Consider the following 22,834-nt stretch of genomic DNA (forward strand, 5'->3'; position numbering starts at 1 on the left):
CCCTCATCCCTGGGAGTCCCCCACCCATGAGGATCAGCGAGAAGACGTCGCAGGACGGCCGGGCACCCGCACGGCCGGGCCTGTCCGGGCCCGCCGCACGCCGGCTGCCCGTCCCGCCGAGGGAGCGCAAGCCCGCGCTCGCCGCGCTCGCCGTCCTCCTCATCCTGGGCGGCGCGCTCGCCACCACGCTGCTGGTCATGCGCAGCGGCGACCGCGTCTCGGCCGTGCAGATCACCCAGCAGGTGGGGGCCGGGCAGCTCATCCCGATCTCCGCCATGCAGGAGGTGCAGATCGCCGACACCGGCGTCCAATACGTTCCCTGGCGGTTCAGGAACGAGGTGGCCAAGACGTACGCCCGCGTGACGCTGCTGCCGGGCACGCTGCTCACCGAGCCGATGACCGCCAGGACGACCGACCAGGTCGGGCCGGGCAAGGCCAAGGTGGGCCTGTCGCTCAAGGCCGGCCAGATGCCCGCCGACCTCAAGTGGAGCGACATCGTCCAGGTGATCTACGTGCCGTCGGCGGGCAAGGGGTCGGGCACCGCCCAGCAGAAGGTGCTGGCGACCGCCGCCCGCGTCGAGAGCCTGTCCATCGGACGGTCCGGGGGCGGCCTGGTCACGATCGTCGTCGACACGTCGATCGCGCCTGCCATCGCCCAGTACGCCTCCAGCGGGGAGATCGCCATCGTCACGCTCCCGGGGGTCAAGTGACGTGGCGCTGATCGTGCTCGCCGCCGACAAGGGGGCGCCCGGCGTGACCACCGCGGCGACCGCCCTCGGCGCCGTGTGGCCCCGGGCGGTGCTGCTGGCCGAGTGCGACCCCTCCGGCGGCGATCTCGCCTACCGCCTGCCCGGCGAAGACGGGAGCGTGCTGAACCCCGGGCGCGGCCTGCTCAGCCTCGGCGCGGTCGCGCGGCGCGGGCTCCACGCCGAGCTGATCTACGAGCACACGCAGCGGCTCGTCGGCGGCCTCGACGTGCTGGCCGGCCTGACCAACGGCGAGCAGGCGTCCGGCCTCACCTGGCTGTGGGGCCCGCTCGGCCGGGCGTTCGCCGCCCTGCCGCAGGCCGACGTGCTCGCCGACTGCGGCAGGCTCGGGTTGCACCCCCAGATCGGCGACCTGGTGGCCGAGGCCGACCAGGTGGTGCTGTTCACCAGGGCCAGCCTCGACCACGTCGCCCACCTGCGCGAACGGCTGTCGCTGATCGGGCGGAAGGTCGGGATCGTGGTCATCGCCGACCCCCGGTCATACCGGTCGTCGCTTGAGGAGATCCGGCGCATCGTCTCCGGCTGGGACGTCGCCTTCGTCGGCGGGCTCGCGTACGACCCGAAGGGCGCCGAACTCCTGCGCGGCCAGTGGGGCGGGCGGCTCGACCGCAGCCTCCTCATCCGTACGGCCAGGGAGCTGGCCACGCGCCTGGCCGCGCAGCTCGCCGAGGGCGGCGAGACGGCGGCGCCGCCGGCCGCGGGGCGGGCGAAGCGGCGGCCGGAGGTGCGGTCGTGAACTCCCAGCGGCGGCCGGTCGACCACAGCCTGGTCAAGCGCTTCCGGCAGGAGGTCGGCGACCGGCTGGCGCACCAGCGGCGGCTCGACCAGGCGAGCGGCGTGCCGCCGATGTCGGGGGAGGACGAGCGGCAGTTCGCCCGGGCGCTGATCGCGCAGGTGCTGGAGGAGCACGCGCGCAACGAGATCGGCGTGGGGCGCACCCCGCCCACGGCCGAGGAGGAGGAGGCGCTGGCGGCCGGCATCCACGCCGCGCTGTTCGGCGTCGGCCGCCTCCAGCCGCTGCTCGACGACCCCGACGTCGAGAACATCGACATCAACGGCTGCGACCGGGTCTTCGTCGGCTACGCCGACGGCCAGGAGATCATGCACGACCCCGTCGCGGACTCCGACGAGGAGCTCATCGAGCTGATCCAGATCCTGGCCGCCTACTCGGGCCTGTCGTCGCGGCCGTTCGACACCGCCAACCCGCAGCTCGACCTGCGCCTGCCGGACGGCTCCCGGCTGTCGGCCGTCATGGACGTCACCGTACGGCCCGCGCTGTCGATCCGCCGAGCCCGGCTCGGCAAGGTGTTCCTCAGCGACCTCGTCGGGAACGGCACGCTCACCCCCGAGCTGGGCCGCTTCCTCACCGCCGCCGTGGCCGCGCGGAAGAACATCATGATCGCGGGGTCCACGAACGCCGGGAAGACCACGCTGCTGCGGGCGCTGGCCAACGAGATCCCGCCGCACGAGCGGCTGATCACGGTGGAGCGGGCGCTGGAGCTCGGGCTCGACCAGTTCCCCGAGCTGCATCCCAACGCGGTGGCATTCGAGCACCGCCTGCCCAACGCCGAGGGGCAGGGCGAGATCACGATGGCCGAGCTGGTGCGGCGGTCGCTGCGTATGAACCCCTCGCGGGTGATCGTCGGCGAGGTGCTGGGCGACGAGATCGTCACGATGCTCAACGCGATGACCCAGGGCAACGACGGATCGCTGTCGACGATCCACGCCAACTCCAGCATGGAGGTGTTCAACCGCATCGCGACCTACGCGCTGCAGGCCGAGGAGCGGCTGCCGATCGAGGCCACCCACATGCTCATCGCCGGGGCCATCGACTTCGTCGTCTTCATCGAGAAGCGCAACGACTATCACCGCGGCGGCACCCTGCGGCGCTACGTGTCCAGCGTGCGGGAGGTCACCGGCTGCGACGGGCGCGTGCTGTCCTCTGAGGTGTTCGCCATGGCCGACGACTACCTGGTGCCGCACGCCCCGATCTCCTGCGCCGACGAGCTGGCCGCCCACGGATACGACCCGGCGCGGGGAGCGTGGCGATGAACGGCCTGCTGCCGGCGCTGCCGGCCGGCGTCCTCGACCCCCTGGTGCTGCTCGCCGGGGCCGCGGCGGGCGGCGGGCTCTTCCTGCTCGCCCTGGCCGTGTACGGCCTGCGCCCCCGCCCCGCCACCCCGGACGGCCGGGCCGAGCGGATGCGCCTGCTGCGCACGCTGTCCACGAGGTCGGCGATCGCGGTGGTGACGGGTGTCGTGGTGCTCGTGGTGACCGGCTGGCCGGTCATCGCGGCGGGCGCCGTGCTGCTGGTCCTCGCCTGGCGCGGCTTCACCGGCGGCGCGGCCGAGGAGCGGGCCGCCATGCGACGCCTGGAGGGCCTGGCGGCGTGGACGGAGTCGCTGCGCGACACGATCGCGGGCGCGGCCGGCCTCGAACAGGCCATCCCCTCCTCGATCAGGGCCGCGGCCCCCATGCTGCAGCCCCACCTGCGGGCCCTGGTCGACCGTCTCCACACCCGGATGCCGCTCGCCGACGCGCTGCGGATGTTCGCCGACGAGCTCGACGACCCCTCGGCCGATCTCGTCGTGGCGGCGCTGATCCTCAACTCGCGGCTGCGCGGGCCGGGCCTGCGCGACGTGCTCTCGGCCCTGGCGGTCTCGGCCCGTGAGGAGCTCGACATGCGCCGGCGCGTGGAGGCCGAGCGAAGGTCCACCCGCAAGAGCGTGCAGATCGTGGTCGGCACCGCGCTCGCCTTCGCCGCCATGCTCGTCGTCTTCAACCGCTCGTACGTCGAGGAGTACGACTCCGTGCTCGGCCAGGCCGTACTGGTCGTGGTGGCGGGCCTGTTCGGCGCGGGGTTCGCCTGGATGCGGCGGCTCGCCCGCTTCGACAAGCCGGCCAGGATCCTCGCCCCCTACCACCGCCCGCGGTCCGCGGTGGCCGCGCAGGCGCAGCCGCCTGCGGCGGAGGTGACCAGGTGATCACGACGGTGCTCTGCGGAGCCGTGCTCGGCCTCGGGCTCTTCCTGCTGGTGCGGGCACTCTTCCCGCCCCGGCCCGGCCTGACCGCCCGGCTCGCCGCGCTCGACCAGGCCCGCGACGGCAAGGGCGTGCCGCGGGCGCCGCTGATCGCACCCGAGGAGGACGTCAGCGAGTTTCGCCGCATGCTCGGCCTGCGGCTGGCCCGGTTCTACGCGGCGCGAGGATGGGAGGCACGCTCGACCAAGGCCGACCTCGCGCTGCTCGGCAAGTCGTTCGAGGGTTTCCTCGCGACCAAGCTGCTGCTCGGGGTCTCGGGCCTGCTGGCGTTCCCGATCCTCGTCGGCTGGCTCGCGCTGATGGGATGGGGCGTCTCGGTGCAGGTGCCGCTCTGGTCTGCCCTCGTCGTCTGCGTGATCTTCTTCCTGCTGCCGGACGCGCAGATCCGGCGGGACGCCGCCGTACGCCGCCGGGACTTCCGGCACGCCGTGGGCGCCTTCCTCGACCTCGTGTCGATGAACCTCGCGGGCGGCAGGGGCGTGCCCGAGGCGCTGATGATGGCGGTCGCCGTGGGCAGCCCCGTCACCACCCCCGGGGCGCTGAACGGCACGCTGAGCGGCACTGCGAGCGGTTCTGTGAGCAGCACCGCGAACGGTTCTTCCGCGAGCGGTGCGGTGAACGGCGCGTCGGGCGCTGCCACGAACGGCGCCGGTCCCGCCCCCGGCTCCAACTGGGCGATGGAACGCATCCGCGAGGCGCTGGCCAACGCCCGGATCGTCGGCATCACCCCCTGGCAGGCCCTCGGCCAGCTCGGCGACGAGATCAACGTGGACGAGCTGCGGGACCTGTCGGCCGCGCTCGGGCTCGTGGCCGACGACGGCGCCAAGGTCCGCGCCTCCCTCACGGCCCGTGCCGCCACCCTCCGCCGCCGCGAACTCGCGGAGGTCGAGGGCAAGGCGGGTGAGCGGTCCCAGTCGATGCTCGTCGCCCAGCTCCTGCTGTGTGCGGGCTTCGTGATCTTTCTCAGTTTTCCCGCAGCCATGAAGATGTTGGGGGCCTGATGCTCTGGTTCCACTATTTGATCGCCGTGCTCCATGTGCGGCTGGACCGCGCCAGGAACGCCCCGTCCAGGGGCGCCTCCGCGGTCGAATGGGTGATCATCACCGCCATCATCGCCGGAGTCGCGCTCGGCCTCGCCACGCTGATCAAGCAACTGGTCGAGCAGAAGCAGTCGGACATCCAGAACAGCTTCAGCGGAGGCGGCGGGGGTAACGGGGAGTGATCGTGCAGGGCGTGACCGGCCCCCGCGCCCCGGCCACCGCACGCCACGAAGGTGGCGAGCAGGCCGAGCGCCGCCACCGGGGCGGACGGCCCGGGCACCGCGAGCCGAGCGGGCCGGTCGCGCGCGGCCGGTGGGCTCGGCGAATGCGGAGCCGCGAGCGGGGCGCGACGGTGATCGAGCTCGCCATGCTCATGCCGATCGTGCTCGCCGTCGTGCTGCTGATCGTCCAGGTCACGCTCTGGTTCCACGGCCGCCAGGTCGCCGACGCCGCCGCGCGGGAGGGCGCGCGGATCGCCCGTGCGGGCGGCTCCGACGGCTGGCAGGAGGCGGCCGAGGGCAAGGCGCGGCAGATCGTGCAGGCGATCGGGCCGCAGTTGCTGAAGAACGCCCAGGCGCAGGCGTGGGAACAGGGCGACCAGCGCGGCGTCGAGGTGACCGGCAGCGCCGTCCAGGTGGTGCCGCTGCTGCCCGAGATGACCTTCACGATCACGTCACGGTTCGGCGGGCCCATTGAGTGCTTCCGTCCCGACGACGGCTCGGAGGGCTGCGAATGACCCGGCCGGAGCGTGGATCGATGACGGCCGAGACGGTGATGCTGGCCCCGCTGTTCCTGCTCTTCCTGCTGTTCCTCGTCGGCGCGGGCCGGATCGTGGAGGCCCAGGGCGAGGTCAACGGGGCCGCGCGGGACGCCGCCCGGGCCGCCTCCGTACAGCGCACCGAGGCGGAGGCCGAGTCGGCCGCGAAGGAGGCCGCCGAGGCCGCGCTCTCCGGAGACTGCTCGCCTCAGGTGGACATGTCCGGCAGCGATTGGACGATGGACGGCACCGTCCGGGTGACCGTGACCTGCGAACTGAACCTCGACTTCCTCGGGTTCGGCGCGGCGAAGCAGATGTCGGGCACCTCGGTCGTGCCGCTCGAACGGTATCGGAGGGTGGAATGACCCCGCCGCGTCCGCGCGCTCTCAGACGGGCACCGTTCCCGGTCGGATGCGGGCGGGAGCGGGGCTCCATGTCGGTGTTCGTGGTCCTCTTCTCGGGGGTGGTGTTCCTGCTGGCCGGTTTGCTGGTGGACGGCGGGGCCGCCATGAACGCCCGCCTCAAGGCCGCCGACATCGCCGAGCAGGCCGCCCGCGCCGCCGCCGACCAGATCGACGTCGAGACCCTGCGGGCCACCGGCGAGGTGCGGCTGCTCGCCGATGAGGGCGCGGTGTGCGGCGAGGCCGAGAAGATCACGGCGGACCAGGGAGCCGACGGCGTACGCATGACCGAGTGCACCGTGGGCGGCGGCCAGGCGGACGTCACGGTGGCGGTGTCGGTCCACTGGGACGCCTTCTTCCTGTCCGCGCTGGGCTTCGCCGGCTCCGACATGGAGGCCGAGGCCACGGCCGCTCCCGATGCGGGGGAGGCGTGACCGGGACGCGGCCGCCAGGCGGCCGGTGGGAGGAGTTCGACCGGGAGGCCCGGCGAGGGCGGGGGTTCCCGCGCGGCGTTACGGCGGGCACATCCGGCCGGGACGCACGGGCCGATCACGAGGCCGCCCGAGGAGGCGTGCCCGACCGGGGTCCGCGAGCCGACCGCGAGGCCGCAGGCGGCGGCACGCTCGGCGGGAGCCTGTGGGCCGATCCCGAGGCCGCAGGCGGCGCGCCCGGCCGGGGTCCGCGGCCACGCCCGGATGGCATGCCGTCGGTGCTGGGGCCGCAGCAGGCGCCCGAGCACTGGCACGACGACCGGCGACGGCCCGTACAACTGCGGACCCGGCGCACGGCCGGGGACGTCCTCGCCGGGCTCGGGGCGCTGCTCGCGCTGGTGGGACTGGTGGGCGGCGTGCCGTACGCGCTGCTCCGGCTGGCCGGTCCGCCGATCACCGGCGACCTGCTGAACGCGGACCTGTTCACGAGCCAGGTCGGCCCCGAGACGATCACCGCGATCCTGATCCTCCTGGTGTGGCTGGCCTGGCTGCAACTGTTCCTGTGCGTCGTCGTCGAGGTCTACGCGGCGTTGCGGCGGGTCGGCATGCCGGCCCGGGTGCCGCTGTCGGGCGGCACCCAGGCGCTCGCGAACCGCCTGGTCTCCGCCGTGCTGCTGCTGTTCACCGCGACCGCCGTGGCGGTGCCCATCGCCCGCGCGGGCGCCCCCGCCGCGATCCGGCCCGACGTCGCGGCGCTGTCGGCGCCGGTGCCGCAGGCCGAGGCGGAGCGACCGGCCCTGCACGCCAGGGAGGTCAAGAAGGTCTACGTGGTCCAGCCGCCGCACGGGCGCCACCACGAGAGCCTGTGGGAGATCGCGGAGAAGTGCCTGGGAGACGGGCGCCGCTATCCGGAGATCTACCGGCTCAACCAGCACAAGGAGCAGCCCGACGGCAGCCGGCTGCACATGGCCGACCTCATCCGTCCCGGCTGGGTGCTCGACATGCCGGACGACGCCAGGAACGTCCACATCGTGCCGGTGGACGACGACCGGCCGGAGATCCTGAAGGAGCACCGCCAGGCGCCCGCCGAGCTCGACGGCGACACCCGCTATGCCAAGGGAGGCGCGACCGGCGGCGACGTCCACGCCGACCCGCGTACGACGGTGGACCGGCGCGCGACAGAAGACCGGCACACGACGCCTCACCCGCGCCCCACCACCGGGTCCCACACCGGGTCCCACACCGGGTCCCACACCGGGTCCGACACCGCAGGTGCGACGGAAGGCGAGCGGGACACCACCCGGCCCGACAACGCCGGCGACCAGGGCGACACCGGCCACGTCGGGGGCAGGGCGACGCCCGAGCCGAGCAAGCCGGGCATCGTGCTGCCGCCGCCCGCGATGCCGCAGGACAAGCCGTCCGAGCCCAAGGGCCGCACCGGCGACGCGAAGGACACGCCCGCCACCGCCCGCCCGACGCCCACCCCGCGTCCGATCATCACCACGACCGTCAAACCGGCGGTCGCGCCCGCGGAGGAGGAGCCGCAGGGCGGGCCGGTCCTCGCCGACTACCTGGCGGCCTCGTCCTTGGCGGCGGCCGGGCTGCTGGCGCTGCTCGGCCGCAGGCGGCGGGAGCAACTGTGGCACCGGGCCTTCGGACGCCGCATCACCCGGCCGCGCGGAGACGCCGCCGAGGCCGAGGTCGCCATCCGCCTCGGCGCCGACGCCCCCGGCAGCCGCATGCTCGACATCGGCCTGCGCCTGCTCGGCCGCCTGCTGGCCGACGCCGACCGGCGCCCGCCGACGATTTACGCCGTCCACCTTTCCAACCGGGGCCTCGACCTGTGGATCCACCCGGCCGAACAGGACGCGCCGGAGCCGTGGGAGACCTGCGACGACGGGCAGGTGTGGCGACTTCCGGCCCACGAGGGACGGCGCATCGACGAGCACGTCCTCGCCGGGGTGCCCGCGCCGTACCCCGGGCTGGTCTCGCTCGGCACCGGGCAGGGCGGCCGGGTCCTGGTCGACCTGGAGGCCGCCCACGGCGTGATCGCGATCACCGGGGCGCACACCGTCGCCGCGCTGTCGGCGCTCGCCGTCGAGCTGGCCACCAACCGGTGGTCCGACCGGATGCGCATCACGCTCGTCGGCTTCGGGGAGGAGCTGACCCTGCTCGCGCCCGACCGGATCAGGACGGCGGGCAGCCTGGCCGAGGTGCTGCCGGAGTTCGAGGAGCGGGCCCGCCATGACGGCGACGTGCTGACCGGCCGGGTCCACAGCCGCGTGGACGACCCTGCCTACACCCCGCACTATCTCCTGTCGGCCATCCGCCCCGACGAGGACGAGGCGCGCCGCCTGGCACTGCTCGGCAAGGGCAGGCGTACGGCGAGCGGCTTCGTGATCGCGGGCGAGCTGCCGCACGCCACCTGGACGTGGGAGGTCACCGACGACGGCCGGGCCCGCGTGGACGCCCTGGGTCTGGACATCGAGGCCCACCTGCTGCCGCGCCGGCACTACGACGCCGTGATCGGCCTGTTCCGTACGGCCCGGCAGCAGGAGGGCGAGCCGCTCACCCCGGTCATGGAGCGGCTGAGCGAGGAGCCACCCTCCATCGAGGTGCGCATCCTCGGCCCGATCGAGATCAGCCCGGTGAACCCGCTCGAAGAGGGCAGGGCGGCGCTCGCCCACGAGCTCGTCGTCTATCTGGCCACCCATCCGGACGGCGTGCACCCGGCCGTGCTGACCGGCGTGCTGTGGCCGCGCGGCGTGCAGCTCGCGGTGCGCGACGCCACGATCGCCAGGGTCGCCGAGTGGCTCGGGCGCGACTCCGAGGGACGCCCCCACCTGTTCCTCGACCGGTCCGGGCGCCTGCGGCTCGGGCCGGAGGTCCGTACGGACTGGCGGCTGTTCCAGGACCTCGTACGGCAGGCCGGCGAATGGGCCGACGCCGCCGACCCCACCAATGCCGAATCCGGTGGCGCATCCGGTGGCACAGCCGGGGGCATGGAGGCCGACCTGCTGGAGCGCGCGCTGGCGCTGGTGCGCGGCCCGCTGCTGAACGGCAGGCCGCCCGACCGGTACGCCTGGCTGGCGGCCGACCCCCTGGAGTACGACGTCACGGCCTGGGTGGCGGACGCCGCCCACGCGCTGTGCGAGATCCGCCTGGCCCGCCACGACCCGCACGGCGCGGTGGCGGCGGCCCGGGCCGGGCTGCTGCTCGCCGCCGACGACGAGGGGCTGTGGCGCGATCTGCTCCGGGCGGCGCACGCCACCGGGGAACCGGTCCGGCTGCGGGCGGTCGTCGACGGCCTGCTGCGCCGCGCGACCTCCCATCCGTACGGCGGTGGGATGGCGCCGGAGACGGAGGCGCTCATCGACGAGTTGCTGCCCGACTGGCGCCGCACGGTCTCCCCGGACCTTCGCAACCCCGCCCGCAGGAGTCCTGCCCTCGGTAACCCTGCCCTCGGTAACCCGGCCCTCGGAAAACCGGGCCCCGGAAGCCCGGCGGATCTCAGAACCTCACGTCTCGCCTGATCGGAGCCCCAATGCCAGGGATTCTCTCCTCCGAATCATGCCGATCCACGCATAGCGCTGGCTCGTCCCCGGCGGCCGTTCCAAGGTTGACAGCGACGGGGACACAGCGGCGGGGGATCGCAGACTGCGGAGGATCCCGGTGACGCGTCCAGCACTCGCCCCGGCGACGGCGGCGCCGCTCGCCTCGGCCCGCACGCTGCCACTGGCGGCTTGCGCGGCGGCCTGCGCGCTGCTGCTCTCGGCGTGCGCCGCTCCGGACGCCGACCGTGGCTTCACCCCGGGCGGCGGCATGGAGCCGGCCGCGGTGGCCGCGTCGGAGACGCCGGCCTCGCAGCCGGGCACCGAGACGATCACGGTGGCGCCGGGACTGACGATCGAGATCGAATGGCCGGACGAGCCCGACCCCAAGCGGTCGGCGGTGATCAAGGCGTTCGCCGACGACTTCACGGCCCAGTGGCGGGCCGTCAGCACCTCCGGCCGGGACCGCTCGTACGCGAAGGGGATCGACCCCAAGTCGTCCGCCTACATGGACGCCCTCACCTGGGTGCAGGGGTTCCTCAAGGACGGGCAGTCGGCCCGGGGTGTGGCCAAGCTCTACGCCCTGCGGGTGCCCGCGGTGATGGGACGCGGGGCGGAGGCCGACGGCTGCGTGGACCTGACCGGCGTGCGGTTGACCGACCAGGAGGGCACTCCGCTGGACCGTCAGCCCGCCTGGCTGAAACGTCCGCGGGCGGTCTTCCTGCAGACCGCCGGTCTGGGGCAGGGCGACGACGGCGCCTGGCTGATCCGGCTCTACCGTCACGCGGCCTATCCGGACGAGCGTGCGAAGGAGTGCGTCAGATGAGGGCCATTGCCGCGGCGCCCCTGCTGGCGGGGGCCCTGATCGCCATGTGTGCGCAGCCCGCCGCCGCGGGCCCGGACGACGGGCCGCATGGCGAGGCGTTCCAGAAGGGCAACACGGCCGGCGTCAGGCTGACCAACTCCAGGATCGGGTTGTCCGGCAACGGGCTCGGCGGCAAGAGCGACGGCTATCGCATGCCCCAGCCCTGCTGGTATGAGCCGAACGCGTCGGCCGACGACATGCGCACCCTCCAGGCGCAGCAGAAGAAGCAGGCGGTGGACGCGGGGCTCGACTACGACGTGGACATGGACGAGTTCGGCGACAAGATCGGCGAGAAGGGGCAGTGGTGGGGCATCGCCTACAACGCCGGAGACCCGGCGGGGCAGGCGTGCGCCGCCCAGCGTGAGCCGTACGTCTGGGTGCCCGAGGGCACCGTCCCCGCCGGGGGCATCACGCTGGAGCAGCTCATGCAGATCGCCCGGGCCGCGCTGACCGTGCCGGAGCCGAAGATCAAGCTGAGCCCGGACGCCAAGAGCTACGTCAACCTGGGCACCTGGGTGTGGCTGGAGGGAGCCGAGGCCGAGCCCCGGTCCGTCACCGCCACGCTGCCGGGGGTCATGTCCGCCACCGTCACGGCGACGCCGGCTCGCCTCGAAATCGACCCCGGCACCAAGGACGACAAGCGCGCCGAGGTGTTCACCGCAGGATGCGGCGCGACCGGCAAGCCGTACGAGAAGGGCGCCGACGAGGACGGGACGAAGGAACCCGAGTGCGGCGTGATTTACCGGCATTCCTCCGTTGACCTGCCGAACAAGGTCTACACGCTCACCGTGACGAGCGTCTGGAACGTGCAGGGCAACGGCAACCAGGGCGGCCAGGCCGTCCCGTTCGCGTACGACCCGATCGAGGTCTCGGCGACCAGGGACGTGCCCGTCGGTGAGGTCCAAAGCATCGTCAAGGAGTGACGCCGCCCGGCCCGGTCCGGCCCGTCTCCCGGTCCGGCCCGCCCCGGCCTGGCCCCCCGAATCGGCCCGTCTCCCGGTCCGGCCCGTCTCCCGGTCCGGCCCGTCTCCCGGTCCGGCTCGCCTCCCGGTCCGGCCCGCCCCGGCCTGGCCCCCCGGATCGGCTCGCCTCCCGGACCGGCCCGCCTCCCGGTCCGGCTCGCCCCTCGGATCGGCCCGGTCGGCGAACAGCCGCACCGCCCTCGCCGACGGGGCGAGGCGGAAGCCGGCGTCGCCGCTCTCGCCCGTCGCGCGCGCCCAAGGTTGGGTCGGATCAGGCCAGGTCGGATCAGGCCAGGTCGGATCAGGCCAGGTCGGATCAGGCCAGGTCGGATCAGGCCAGGTCAGATAAGCACAGGTCAGATAAGCACAGGTCAGATAAGCACAGGTCAGATAAGCACAGCTCAGGCGCGGGACTCGTGGGCGACGAGCCACTCCTTGACCGGGGTGCCGTAGTAGTAACTGCCATAACCGCCGGTCGAGGGCAGCACGCGGTGGCACGGCACGAACGGCGCGATCAGGTTCTGCGCGCAGGCCGACCCCGCGGCCCTCGCGGCCGTCCTGGGCAGCCCCGCCTTCTCCGCGAGCTGCGCGTACGACACGGTGGTCCCGGCGGGCACGGCACGCAGCGCCTCGTAAAGGCGCTGCCTCGTGGGGGTGCCGGGCTGCTCGACGGGGATGCGGTCGAGCGCGTCGATCCGCCCGGCGAGGTACTCCCGTACGGCCTCGGCCGCGTCGCCGAGATCGCCCTCCCGCAGCGGCAGCGCCCGCAGGGACGGCGAGAGCCGGGCGAACATCTCCTGGGGTTCGGCGGTGAAACCGGCCGCGACGAGCACGCCGTCGCGGGCGAGCAGAGCGAGTGGGCCCACCGGCGTGGGCACGGTCTGAGTGAGGATCATCGGAAACCTCCGAGGTGACACCCGCCTTCGGGCGGGGGAGGAGCTTGTGCGAAACCGGGGCAGGGCCAGGCGTCCGGCCGCGTTTCAGGCGGCGGAGGCATGGTCTTCAGGCGGTGGAGGCATGGCTCCACAGGTGGAGCGCGGCGTACGCGCGCCAAGGCCGCCATCGCTCGGCCTCGTCCGCGGCGATGCCGAGCCGTTCCATCGTCTTGCGCAGCACCAGGTCGCCCTCGGGCCACGCGTCCGGGTCGCGCAGCGCGCGCAGTGCGATGTACGAGGCCGTCCACGGGCCGATGCCGGGGATCTCCAGCAGCCTGGCGACGGTGTCGGCCGGGTCGTCCGCGCCGTCGAGGTCGATCGCGCCGGAGGCCACCGCCTCGGCGAGCGCCCTGATCGTGGCGACCCTGCGGGTGGTGAGCCCAAGGCCGTCCAGGTCGGCGGCGGCGAGCCGGTCGGCCGTGGGGAAGAGCAACGGCACCTGGCCCGCCGCGAGCGGCTCCGTTTCGTGCGCGCCCACGGCGGCGGCTTCCACGCCGCGCACTTTCACCGTGGCGGCCTCGAGTTCCCGTGCCCCTGACCCGGCCGCGACGGCGAGCACGTCGGTCCCGTCCGCGGCGGCGTCCCCCGTCGCCGGGACGGCGGGCAGCCCGGCCCGGGCGGCGATGCGGCCCAGCAGGGTGCGGGCACCGGCCACCGAGATCTGCTGCCCGACGACCGCCCGCACCGCCACCTCGAACCCGTCGTACGCTCCCGGAACGCGCAGCCCGGGACGGGCCGCCACCAGCGGCCCGAGCGACGTCCCGCCGAGGATCTCCCGCACCGCGCCGGGGTCGGCGTCGAGGTCGAGCAGGCGGCGGCAGCGGGCCACCAGCCGGGAGAGCCGGTGCGTCTCGGTGGTCCGCACGGTGAGCCGGACATGACCTGCGGCGGGCCGCAGCGTGATCGAGCCGCCCGGCACGGCCCGCGTGTAGGCCGTGACGTCGTCGCCCGACCGGCAGACCGCCTCCACCGAGGGAATCGCGCGGGCGGCCAGGAACCGCAGCACCGACTGCGCGTCGTACGGCTCCCGGTGGCCGAGCCGAAGGGTCAGCCCGGTCGTGAGGGCGACCGGGCTCCCCTTCTCGTGCATCGGCCCGTTGGTCTTGCGCAGCTCACCCGGCGCGAAGCCGTACGACTCCTTCATGGCCGCGTTGAACTGGCGGACGCTGCCGAACCCGGCGGCGAACGCGACGTCGGCCATCGGCAGGGTGGTCTCGGTGAGCAGTTGCTTGGCGAGCAGCAGCCGCCGGGTGCGGGCGACGGCGAGCGGCCCGGTGCCGAGTTCGGCGGCGAACAGGCGGTGCAGGTGCCGTTCGGTCACGTGCAGGCGGCGGGCCAGCCCGGCGACGCCGGTCTCGTCGGCCACCCCGTCGTCGATCAGCCGCAGCGCGCGTCCGACGAGGTCGGCGCGGACGTCCCAGCCGGGGTCGCCGGGGCTGAGCTCCGGACGGCAGCGGCGGCAGGGCCGGAAACCGGCGGCCTCGGCCGCGGCGGCGTGGCGATAGAAGCGGACGTTTCCCCGGGCGGGGGTGCGGGCGGGGCAGATCGGGCGGCAGTAGATGCCGGTGGTGGTGACAGCCGTGTAGAAACGCCCGTCGAAGCGGGAGTCCCGCGCGGAGACGGCGAGGTAGCACGCGTCGAAGTCGAGCTGTCGTGTGGTCACGTAGAAGACGTTATGCGCTGGCCACCGATGCGGGCTGGCGGAAATCGGACGTGACCGTGCTAACAATGCGGCCGCGCGGAGGGGGCACTCGCGCGAGACCGGGCACGGGAGATCATCCTGTGCCGGGAGTGCTCCCGTGCGAGCTCGGACGCCAGGCCGGTACGCCCGGCGTCACTTGCTGGAGATGCCGACCCCGAGGTCGAACTCACGGTAGACCCGGGCCCAGAAACCGTCGCGCAGCCACACGCGCGCCTCCGGATAGGGCCGCAGGGAGTGGCCGAGTTCCTTCTCGGCCTCGATGAGCAGCTCGGTGTCGATCACCGTGGGCAGCAGCGGTCCCGGCAGCAGATCACGGATGTTGTCCCGCCCGCGGGTCAGTATCCATTTCTGCGCCACATGTTCGCCGACCTCCTCCACACGGGGCCGGCCCGGGCCCAGCTTGGCGACCTGGCCTACGGGCGTCTTCGGCGGCATCGGCTTGACCGTACGGCCCGCGAAGACCTGGGCGGGAGACGGCGTGGGCGGCACGGGCACCGGCACCGGCGCGCGGGTGAAGAACGGACGCAGGAAATCGGCGCTCAATATCTCGACAGTGTCCGACTCCCACACGAGCCGCTCGGCCTGGTTCGTCCCGAACGGCGGCTCGACCCCCCACAAGTGGATGCGCACGCCGTACGCCTGCGCGGCCTCCACGGCGGGCACCATGTCCTCGTCCCCGGCGATCAGCACGGTGTCGCTCACGGCATGGTGGCGGGCGAGCGCCTCCAGATCGCTGCGGATCTGGGCGTCCACCCCTTTCTGCTGGCCACGGGCGTTCAGGTTGCCCAATCTGACCTTGACCCAGGGAAGCTGGGCGATCACACGCTGGTCCACCGTGGGCACACGATCACGGGCGGCGTCGTACCAGTAGACACGCAGCAGCTCACCCGGGATGCGTTCGAGCGCATGCTTCTGGAGCGCCTGGATCAGCTCGTCCGCGGCGACGCGGTACTCCTTACGCTCCTTGGCGCCTAAGAGAACTTCACCGGCGGCCGCGTAAAGGTAACCGACGTCCACGAGAACGGCATACTTTGCGGCAATGCCGTGTGCGCTGAAGTCCGGGATGGCCATGGTGTCCTCCTGGACTCGTCACTAGTTGATCGGCTGACTATATTCCCCCGCTTTCTAGATAGTCCCAACTCTTGAGCCAGTTGACACCCTGTTCCGGCGATGTAATCGGTCCGTAGTCGTCGCCGATCGCGCCGGACGACGTCTCACCCGCCGGGGAAGAAGGCCCGGCGCCAGGCTCCCGGCCCGCGCGGGAGTCCCACCCGCAGGTGATGTGCCGGATTCCTCCAGTTTCGCAGGCTCGTTCGCGGTGCCGCCGACCGGGCGGCGTCCGCCGCCCGCGCCGCCGACTGTGCCGCCAGCGCGGCGACGAGCGCCGCGATCTCCTCGGGGGTGGCGTCCCCCTTGACGATGCTGAGGTAGGGCTCGCGGCTGCTCACAGCGGAATGTTCCCGTGCTTCTTCGGGGGCAGCGAGGCCCGCTTGTTGCGGAGGGCGCGCAGCGCGCGGACGACCTGGGCCCGGGTGTCCGAAGGCCGGATGACCGCGTCCACATAGCCGCGCTCGGCCGCGAGATACGGATTCGCCAGCGTGTCCTCATATTCGCTGATGAAACGGGCCCGCGCGGCGTCCGGGTCGTCGGCCGCGGCCAGCTCGCGCCGATAAAGGATGTTGACCGCGCCCTGGGCTCCCATGACGGCGATCTGGGCGGTGGGCCAGGCCAGGTTGATGTCCGCGCCGAGGTGCTTGGACCCCATGACGTCGTACGCCCCGCCGTACGCCTTGCGGGTGATGACGGTGACCAGCGGGACGGTCGCCTCGGCGTAGGCGTAGAGGAGCTTGGCGCCGCGCCGGATGATGCCGTTCCACTCCTGATCGGTGCCGGGGAGGAAGCCCGGCACGTCGACGAAGGTCAGCACCGGGATGTTGAAGGCGTCGCAGGTGCGCACGAACCGGGCGGCCTTCTCGGAGGCGGCGATGTCGAGCGTGCCGGCGAAGCTCATCGGCTGGTTGGCGACGACGCCCACCGACCGCCCCTCGACCCGGCCGAAGCCGACGATGATGTTCGGCGCGAAGCCCGCGTGGATCTCCAGGAACTCGCCGTCGTCGAGGACGTGCTCGATGACCGTGTGCATGTCGTACGGCTGGTTGGCCGAGTCGGGGACCAGCGTGTCGAGCTCGCGGTCCTCGTCGGTCGTCTCCAGGTCCGCCTCGACGTCGAAGGCGGGCGGGTCGTCCATGTTGTTGGACGGCAGATAGGACAGCAGCGCCCTGGCGAAGTCGAGGCAGTCCTGCTCGTCGGACGCCTCGTAGTGGGCGACGCCGGAGCGCGAGTTGTGCGTGTGCGCGCCGCCCAGCTCCTCGAACGTCACCTCCTCGCCGGTGACGGTCTTGATGACGTCGGGCCCGGTGATGAACATGTGCGACTTCTCCTGCACCATCAGGACGAAGTCGGTCAGTGCGGGGGAATACACGGCGCCACCCGCGCACGGGCCCATGATCAGCGAGATCTGCGGGACCACGCCGGAGGCGTGCACGTTGCGCTTGAAGATCTCGGCGTACAGGCCGAGGGAGACCACGCCCTCCTGGATGCGCGCCCCGCCCGAGTCGTTGATGCCGATCACCGGACAGCCGGTCTTGAGCGCGTGGTCCATGACCTTGACGATCTTCTCGCCGAAGACCTCGCCGAGCGACCCGCCGAACACGGTGAAGTCCTGCGCGAACACCGCGACCGGCCGGCCGTCCACCGTGCCGTAGCCGGTCACGACCCCGTCGCCGTACGGGCGCTCGCGGTCGAGGCCGAACGCGGTCGCCCGGTGCCTGGCCAGCTCGTCGAACTCCACGAAGGAGCCCTCGTCGAGGAAGGCCGCCAGCCGCTCGCGGGCCGTCATCTTGCCCTTGGCGTGCTGCTTCTCCACCGCTCGCTGGGAGCCCGCGTGGGCCGCCTCGCTCAGGCGCCGTTCCAGATCGGCGATCTTGCCGGCGGTGGTGTGGATGTCGATCTCGGGGACGCGTTCGGCGCTCATCGCCCGCTCACCGTTCCTCGTGTGCTCAGCGGCCCTCGGGTCCCGAACGCCGCTCCGGGTCGCGTCGAATCCATGCCCGACAGGTTAACCAGAGCGGCATCGCGCGGTCGCTCCGGGTCGCGCGCAATGGGATCTACGGATGCCCCGCAGGAACGCGCCCCGTGCGCCGTTCGTTCGTCTTTACGACGGCTTTATACGACTGGGGGCTCCATGACGGATGCCGTAAGGACGCAGGGATTGTTCAAGCGCTTCGGGCAGCAGGTGGCGGTCGGCGGTGTCGATCTGGTCGTCCCGAGGGGCAGCTTCGCCGGGCTGGTCGGCCCCAACGGCGCGGGCAAGACGACCACGCTGAGCATGGTCACCGGGCTGCTGCGCCCGGACGGCGGGCGGATCGAGATCGACGGCCACGACGTGTGGGCCGACCCGGTCGGCGTCAAGGCACGCATCGGCGTGCTGCCCGAGGGCCTGCGGCTGTTCGAACGGCTGTCCGGCCGCGAACTGCTGATGTACTGCGGCCAGTTGCGCGGCATCCCCATGGACGAGGTCGGAAAGCGCGCCGACGAGCTGCTCAGGGTCATGGGCCTGGTCGAGGCACAGGACAAGCTGGTGGTCGACTACTCCACCGGCATGCGCAAGAAGATCGGCCTCGCGGCGGCGCTGCTGCACAACCCGGGCGTGCTGTTCCTCGACGAGCCGTTCGAGGGCGTCGATCCCGTCTCCGCCAACACGCTGACCGAGGTGCTGCGCAGATATGTCGCCTCGGGCTCCACCGTCGTCTTCTCCAGCCACGTGATGGATCTGGTCGAGCGGCTGTGCGACTGGGTGTCGGTGATGAACCGCGGGTTCGTCGTCGCGCAGGGCCCGCTCGACGACGTACGGCAGGGCCGCACGCTCAACGAGGCGTTCCTCGATCTGGTCGGCGTGCGCGGCAACGGGGAGGAGGGCCTGTCGTGGCTGGGCTCGCCGGCATGACCTGGCTGTTCGTCCGGCTCAAGCTCAGCCTGGTGCGCGGGGGCCTGCGCGGCGACGCCGGCAGGCAGGCCGGCTTCGCCTTCTCCATGGTCGTCGCGCTTGTCGCGGCCGTCGCCGGTTTCGCCCTGGTGTCCCTCATCCGGTCCGCGCCGTCCGACATCGCCCTCGACCTCGTGGCGACGGCGTTCGCGATCTTCGCCATCGGGTGGGTCATCGTGCCGCTGACGGCGTTCGGCCTGGACGAGACGCTCGACCCGGCCCGGCTGGCCCTGTTTCCGCTGACCACCCGGCAGCTCGCGACCGGCATGCTGGCAGCGTCGGCGACCGGGCCGTGGCCGATCGCCTCGCTGATCGCGCTGTCCGGCGGCGTGGTCGCGCTCGCCCACGGTCCTGGCGGGGTGCTGCTCGGGGTGCCCGCGGTGATCCTCGTGTTCGCCTTCTGCCTCACCACGTCGCGCCTGGTGACCACCGGGCTGTCCGGCCTGCTGCGCACCCGCAGGGGACGCGATCTGCTGGCGGTCGCCGCCATCTTCGTGGTGCTGCTCGTCCAGGTGCCGAACCTGCTGGTCAACCGCGGCCTGTCGGGCGACCCCACGCGGATGCTGGCGTCGGTGGGCGACGCCCTGCGCTGGACGCCGCCGGGGCTGGCCGCGCACGCGATCGCCGACGGGGGCCTCATCGGCGTCGCCGAGCTGATCGTCGTCGCGATGTCGGTCGTCGTGCTGGGATGGCTGTGGGTCGCCGCGCTGCGGCACGCGCTGGTGCGGCCCGACGCCTCCAGCCAGGGCGGCGGCTCCGTCCGGAGGTCGGGCCGGATCTCGATCGGCCGGTTCCTGCCCGGCGGCATGCTCGGCGCGGTCGTCGCGAAGGAACTGAAGTACGCCGCGCGGGAGCCCCGGGGCCGGGTGAACTGGATCATGGCGCTGTGCGTCACCGTGATCGTCACGCTCTCCCTGCGCGGTGGGGACGGCGAGGCCGGCCTTGGTTCGGTGATCGGGCCCGCCTGCCTGGCGGCCGTCATGATCGGGTTGCAGGCGGGCAACTCCTTCGGCATCGACGGCAGGTCGCTGTGGATGAACGCCGTGGCGTTCTCCACCCCGCGCGACCTGCGTACCGACCTGGCCGGGCGGCATCTGGCCATGGCGGTCATCGGGGTGCCGCTGCTGCTCGCGGTGTCGCTGTTCGCCGGCGTGGTGGGAGGAGGCGACGCCGCCTGGGCTCTCGCCGCCGTTCCTGTCGCCTGGGGCGTGCTCGGCGTCACCATGGGCGTCGGCGCGATCACCAGTGTGACCGCGCCCTACACCTACCCCGACCGCCTGAACGCCTTCAGCGGCGCCGCTCCCGGGCAGGGCGGGCAGGCGTTCGCGGCCTCCTTCGCCACGATGGTCGTCACCGGCGTGCTCACGCTGCCGGTCGTGCTGCCGGTCCTGTTGGGCCTGACCTGGTGGGCCGTGTTCGCCGTGCCGTACGGCGTGGCGGCCGCGTGGGCGGGACGCCGGATCGCCGCCGGTGTCGGCTTCGCCCGCCTCCCCGAGCTCCTCGCCGCCGTCTCCCGCCCCACCTGACGGTGCTGTCGTGCCGCGCTTCCGCGCGGGGGTGTTGTCCTGCTTCCGCGCGGGGGGTGCGTTTTGAGTGGTCTAGTCCAATTGGTGAGACCGCCCTCGGGCTGCCGAGCGCGATTCGCTAGCCTTCGAAGCATGGCCGCCATCGCTCCTGCCGAACGTCACAACGCCGTAGCGGAGATGCCGGACGAACTCCGCGCTGACGTGCGCCTATTGGGTGGATTACTGGGACAGGTGATCGCCGAACACGGCGGTCCCGAGCTTCTCGCCGACGTGGAACGGCTCAGGAAGGCCGTGATCGCGGCCCGCCGCCGGGAGACGACGGCGGACGAGGTCGCGGCACTGGTGGCCGAATGGCCGGTAGACCGCGCCGTGCAGATCGCCCGCGCCTTCACCTGCTACTTCCATCTCGCCAACCTCGCCGAGGAGCACTACCGCATCCGCATCCTGCGGCAGCGCGACAGGGACGACGTGCCGCTGCGCGAGTCCCTCGCGGAGGCCGTGCAGCGGCTGCGGGGGGACGACCGGCTCCAGGACCTGATCGACGGGCTGGAGTTCCGGCCCGTGCTGACCGCCCACCCCACGGAGGCGCGGCGGCGGGCGATCGTCACCGCCATCCAGCGGATCAGCGCCCAGCTCGACGCCTACAACGCCCCCGGACGCGGCGCCGCCGAGCGGGAGGAGGCCCACCGGCGGCTGCTCGAGGAGATCGACATCCTGTGGAGGACCGCCCAGCTCCGCCACACCAGGCTCGACCCGCTCGACGAGGTTCGTACGGCGATGGCGGCGTTCGACGAGACGCTGTTCCGCACGGTGCCGCAGATCTACCGCTCGCTCGACGCGGCGCTCGGCCCCGGCACGGGGACGCGGGAGCCGCTGGCCAAGGCGTACATCCGCTACGGAAGCTGGATCGGCGGCGACCGCGACGGCAACCCCAACGTCACCGCCAAGGTGACCAGGGAGGCCATCCAGATCCAGGCCGAGCACGTGCTGATCGCGCTGGAGAACGCCACCACCCGGATCGGCAGGTCGCTCACCCTCGCCAGCGCCTACACGCCGCCGTCCGCCGAGCTGCGGTCCGCGCTCGCGCAGGCCGAGGACGATCACCCCGACCTGGTGTCGGAGATGGCCACCCGGTCGCCGCGCGAGCCGCACCGCCAGTGGCTGATGTTCGTGGCGGCCAGGATCGCCGCGACCCGCCGCCGCGACCTCGACCTCGCCTACCGCGCGCCCGCCGAGCTGCTGGCCGACCTGCGGCTCGCGCAGGACTCCCTGCGCGGGGCCGGCGCGGTACGGCAGGCGTACGGCGAGCTGCAGCACCTGATCTGGCAGGTCGAGACGTTCGGCTTCCACCTGGCCGAGCTGGAGGTGCGCCAGCACTCGGCGGTGCACGCGGCGGCGCTCAAGGAGATCGCCTCCGGCACGCTGTCGGAGCGCACCGAGGAGGTCCTGGCCACGATCCGGGTGATCGGATGGATCCAGGAGCGCTTCGGCGTGGCCGCCTGCTCCCGCTATGTCGTGTCGTTCACCCGCTCCGCCGACGACATCGCGGCCGTCTACGAGCTGGCCAGGCACGCCCTGGGCGACCGCGCCCCGGTGCTCGACGTGGTCCCGCTGTTCGAGTCGGGTGAGGACCTCGACAACTCCACCGTCGTGCTGGAGGGCATGGTCAAGCTGGAGCCCGTACGCCGGCGGCTCGCCGACAACGGGCGGCGCATGGAGGTCATGCTCGGCTACTCCGACTCGGCCAAGGAGCTCGGCCCGGCGGCGGCCACGCTGCGCCTTTACGACGCGCAGGCGGCGCTGACCGCCTGGGCCGCGGCCAACGACGTCAGGCTCACGCTCTTCCACGGCCGGGGCGGCGCGCTCGGCCGGGGCGGCGGCCCGGCCAACCGGGCGGTGCTCGCCCAGGCCCCGGGATCGGTCGCCGGCCGGTTCAAGGTCACCGAGCAGGGCGAGGTCATCTTCGCGCGCTACGGCCACTCGGCGATCGCCAAGCGGCACATCGAGCAGGTCACCAACGCCGTGCTGCTCGCGTCCACCTCGGCGGTGGAGTCGAGCACGGCCGCGGCGGCGGCGAAGTTCCGCCGGATGGCCGAGACCGTGGCCGGCGCCTCCGAGCGCGCCTATCGGGCGCTGACCGAGGCACCGGGCTTCCCCGAATGGTTCGCGCTGGTCAGCCCGCTTGAGGAGATCGGCTCGCTGCGGCTCGGCTCCCGTCCCGCGCGGCGCGGCCTCGGCGCGCCCCGCTCGCTCGACGACCTGCGGGCCATCCCGTGGGTGTTCGCCTGGGCCCAGACGCGGGTCAACCTCCCCGGCTGGTACGGCCTGGGCAGCGGCCTGGCCGCCGTGGTCACCGACGGCGGGATGGCCGAACTGCGCTCGGCCTACAAGGAGTGGCCGCTGTTCGCCTCGATGCTCGACAACGCGGAGATGTCGCTGGCCAAGACCGACCGCTCGATCGCGTCCCGCTATCTGGCCCTGGGCGGCCGCAGCGACTTCGCCGAGCAGGTCCTGGAGGAGTACGACCTGACGAGGCGGCTGGTGCTCGAAGTGACCGGCCACGCCCGCCTGCTGGAGAACCGGCGCGTGCTGTCGCGGGCCGTGCAGCTCCGCGACCCCTACGTGGACGCGCTCAGCCACCTCCAGCTCCGGGCGCTGTCGGCGCTGCGGGCGCCGGGCGACCTTTCGGAGGAGGAGCGCGAGCGCCTGTCCACGCTGCTGCTGCTCAGCGTGAACGGCGTCGCGGCCGGCCTGCAGAACACGGGCTGACGACGGCCCGCCTGAGCCGGTGGTCGCGCGCGGCGACGCCCG

General features: G+C 72.9%; 20 protein-coding genes. 15 read left to right on the forward strand and 5 right to left on the reverse strand.

The window, feature by feature from the left end; genetic code table 11:
* The first annotated feature begins 26 nt into the window (after positions 1 to 26).
* From OHB01_RS17045 to OHB01_RS17100, 12 genes are all read left to right on the forward strand, one after another.
* Positions 27 to 710: a hypothetical protein gene (locus tag OHB01_RS17045; protein WP_142646467.1), complete on the forward strand. Its 684-nt coding sequence runs from the start codon at positions 27 to 29 to the stop codon at positions 708 to 710.
* A gap of 1 nt (position 711) precedes the next feature.
* Positions 712 to 1,503 (forward strand): hypothetical protein, encoded by a 792-nt coding sequence (locus OHB01_RS17050; RefSeq protein ID WP_147944756.1) that lies wholly within the window; start codon positions 712 to 714, stop codon positions 1,501 to 1,503.
* Positions 1,500 to 2,819: a CpaF family protein gene (locus OHB01_RS17055; protein WP_328855633.1), complete on the forward strand. Its 1,320-nt coding sequence runs from the start codon at positions 1,500 to 1,502 to the stop codon at positions 2,817 to 2,819. The genes OHB01_RS17050 and OHB01_RS17055 overlap by 4 nt, the downstream gene beginning before the upstream one ends.
* On the forward strand, positions 2,816 to 3,751 hold the full coding sequence (locus OHB01_RS17060) for a type II secretion system F family protein (RefSeq protein ID WP_147944757.1): 936 nt from the start codon (positions 2,816 to 2,818) through the stop codon (positions 3,749 to 3,751). The genes OHB01_RS17055 and OHB01_RS17060 overlap by 4 nt, the downstream gene beginning before the upstream one ends.
* The gene (locus OHB01_RS17065) at positions 3,748 to 4,809 is read left to right on the forward strand and encodes a type II secretion system protein (RefSeq protein WP_261985966.1); all 1,062 of its coding nucleotides are present in this window, start codon (positions 3,748 to 3,750) and stop codon (positions 4,807 to 4,809) included. The genes OHB01_RS17060 and OHB01_RS17065 overlap by 4 nt, the downstream gene beginning before the upstream one ends.
* Positions 4,809 to 5,030 (forward strand): hypothetical protein, encoded by a 222-nt coding sequence (locus tag OHB01_RS17070; protein ID WP_142646458.1) that lies wholly within the window; start codon positions 4,809 to 4,811, stop codon positions 5,028 to 5,030. Before OHB01_RS17065 ends, OHB01_RS17070 begins: the two co-directional genes overlap by 1 nt.
* Before the next feature lie 2 nt (positions 5,031 to 5,032).
* Entirely contained in the window at positions 5,033 to 5,584 is a 552-nt protein-coding gene (locus OHB01_RS17075; protein WP_328855634.1) for a TadE family protein, read from the forward strand.
* A 20-nt stretch (positions 5,585 to 5,604) separates the two neighbouring features.
* The gene (locus OHB01_RS17080) at positions 5,605 to 5,970 is read left to right on the forward strand and encodes a TadE/TadG family type IV pilus assembly protein (protein ID WP_167530251.1); all 366 of its coding nucleotides are present in this window, start codon (positions 5,605 to 5,607) and stop codon (positions 5,968 to 5,970) included.
* Positions 5,971 to 6,038: 68 nt separating this feature from the next.
* Positions 6,039 to 6,440, forward strand: coding sequence for a pilus assembly protein TadG-related protein (locus OHB01_RS17085; RefSeq protein ID WP_147944758.1), 402 nt, complete (start codon positions 6,039 to 6,041; stop codon positions 6,438 to 6,440).
* 137 nt (positions 6,441 to 6,577) lie between these two features.
* Positions 6,578 to 9,970, forward strand: a complete 3,393-nt coding sequence (locus OHB01_RS17090) for a hypothetical protein (protein ID WP_328855635.1) — start codon at positions 6,578 to 6,580, stop codon at positions 9,968 to 9,970.
* A 139-nt stretch (positions 9,971 to 10,109) separates the two neighbouring features.
* Positions 10,110 to 10,814 carry a hypothetical protein gene (locus OHB01_RS17095; protein ID WP_328855636.1) on the forward strand — a complete coding sequence of 235 codons (705 nt, stop codon included), beginning with the start codon at positions 10,110 to 10,112 and terminating at the stop codon, positions 10,812 to 10,814.
* The gene (locus OHB01_RS17100; RefSeq protein WP_328855637.1) at positions 10,811 to 11,776 is read left to right on the forward strand and encodes a hypothetical protein; all 966 of its coding nucleotides are present in this window, start codon (positions 10,811 to 10,813) and stop codon (positions 11,774 to 11,776) included. The genes OHB01_RS17095 and OHB01_RS17100 overlap by 4 nt, the downstream gene beginning before the upstream one ends.
* A gap of 440 nt (positions 11,777 to 12,216) precedes the next feature.
* Here the strand turns inward: OHB01_RS17100 and OHB01_RS17105 are convergent, their stop codons facing one another.
* The 5 genes from OHB01_RS17105 to OHB01_RS17125 form a co-directional block, all read right to left on the reverse strand.
* Positions 12,217 to 12,711, reverse strand: coding sequence for a methylated-DNA--[protein]-cysteine S-methyltransferase (locus OHB01_RS17105; protein ID WP_142646451.1), 495 nt, complete (start codon positions 12,709 to 12,711; stop codon positions 12,217 to 12,219).
* Between the two features lie 106 nt (positions 12,712 to 12,817).
* Positions 12,818 to 14,413 (reverse strand): DNA-3-methyladenine glycosylase 2 family protein, encoded by a 1,596-nt coding sequence (locus tag OHB01_RS17110; RefSeq protein WP_328855638.1) that lies wholly within the window; start codon positions 14,411 to 14,413, stop codon positions 12,818 to 12,820.
* A 171-nt stretch (positions 14,414 to 14,584) separates the two neighbouring features.
* A complete protein-coding gene (locus tag OHB01_RS17115; RefSeq protein ID WP_142616576.1) occupies positions 14,585 to 15,523 on the reverse strand; it encodes an NYN domain-containing protein in 939 nt (312 codons plus the stop codon).
* Positions 15,524 to 15,666: 143 nt separating this feature from the next.
* On the reverse strand, positions 15,667 to 15,900 hold the full coding sequence (locus OHB01_RS17120; protein WP_142646447.1) for an acyl-CoA carboxylase epsilon subunit: 234 nt from the start codon (positions 15,898 to 15,900) through the stop codon (positions 15,667 to 15,669).
* Positions 15,897 to 17,486 carry an acyl-CoA carboxylase subunit beta gene (locus OHB01_RS17125; protein ID WP_328855639.1) on the reverse strand — a complete coding sequence of 530 codons (1,590 nt, stop codon included), beginning with the start codon at positions 17,484 to 17,486 and terminating at the stop codon, positions 15,897 to 15,899. Before OHB01_RS17125 ends, OHB01_RS17120 begins: the two co-directional genes overlap by 4 nt.
* A 210-nt stretch (positions 17,487 to 17,696) precedes the next feature.
* On the opposite strand from OHB01_RS17125, the gene OHB01_RS17130 reads away from it, so the two are divergent.
* The 3 genes from OHB01_RS17130 to OHB01_RS17140 all read left to right on the forward strand — a co-directional run bounded on the left by OHB01_RS17130 (position 17,697) and on the right by OHB01_RS17140 (position 22,792).
* A complete protein-coding gene (locus OHB01_RS17130; RefSeq protein ID WP_328855640.1) occupies positions 17,697 to 18,458 on the forward strand; it encodes an ABC transporter ATP-binding protein in 762 nt (253 codons plus the stop codon).
* Positions 18,437 to 20,023 carry a hypothetical protein gene (locus tag OHB01_RS17135; RefSeq protein WP_328855641.1) on the forward strand — a complete coding sequence of 529 codons (1,587 nt, stop codon included), beginning with the start codon at positions 18,437 to 18,439 and terminating at the stop codon, positions 20,021 to 20,023. Before OHB01_RS17130 ends, OHB01_RS17135 begins: the two co-directional genes overlap by 22 nt.
* Positions 20,024 to 20,155: 132 nt before the next feature.
* Positions 20,156 to 22,792 (forward strand): phosphoenolpyruvate carboxylase, encoded by a 2,637-nt coding sequence (locus OHB01_RS17140; RefSeq protein WP_142646441.1) that lies wholly within the window; start codon positions 20,156 to 20,158, stop codon positions 22,790 to 22,792.
* Positions 22,793 to 22,834: the final 42 nt, after the last annotated feature.

The organism is Microbispora hainanensis, from assembly GCF_036186745.1.
GTDB lineage: Bacteria > Actinomycetota > Actinomycetes > Streptosporangiales > Streptosporangiaceae > Microbispora.

Coding starts and splice junctions, on each gene's coding strand:
- OHB01_RS17105 (WP_142646451.1), bottom strand. CDS start 12,711: ATGATCCTCACTCAGACCGTGCCCACGCCGGTGGGCCCACTCGCTCTG.
- OHB01_RS17100 (WP_328855637.1), top strand. CDS start 10,811: ATGAGGGCCATTGCCGCGGCGCCCCTGCTGGCGGGGGCCCTGATCGCC.
- OHB01_RS17070 (WP_142646458.1), top strand. CDS start 4,809: ATGCTCTGGTTCCACTATTTGATCGCCGTGCTCCATGTGCGGCTGGAC.
- OHB01_RS17085 (WP_147944758.1), top strand. CDS start 6,039: ATGTCGGTGTTCGTGGTCCTCTTCTCGGGGGTGGTGTTCCTGCTGGCC.
- OHB01_RS17060 (WP_147944757.1), top strand. CDS start 2,816: ATGAACGGCCTGCTGCCGGCGCTGCCGGCCGGCGTCCTCGACCCCCTG.
- OHB01_RS17080 (WP_167530251.1), top strand. CDS start 5,605: ATGACGGCCGAGACGGTGATGCTGGCCCCGCTGTTCCTGCTCTTCCTG.
- OHB01_RS17125 (WP_328855639.1), bottom strand. CDS start 17,486: ATGAGCGCCGAACGCGTCCCCGAGATCGACATCCACACCACCGCCGGC.
- OHB01_RS17130 (WP_328855640.1), top strand. CDS start 17,697: ATGACGGATGCCGTAAGGACGCAGGGATTGTTCAAGCGCTTCGGGCAG.
- OHB01_RS17140 (WP_142646441.1), top strand. CDS start 20,156: ATGGCCGCCATCGCTCCTGCCGAACGTCACAACGCCGTAGCGGAGATG.
- OHB01_RS17115 (WP_142616576.1), bottom strand. CDS start 15,523: ATGGCCATCCCGGACTTCAGCGCACACGGCATTGCCGCAAAGTATGCC.
- OHB01_RS17045 (WP_142646467.1), top strand. CDS start 27: ATGAGGATCAGCGAGAAGACGTCGCAGGACGGCCGGGCACCCGCACGG.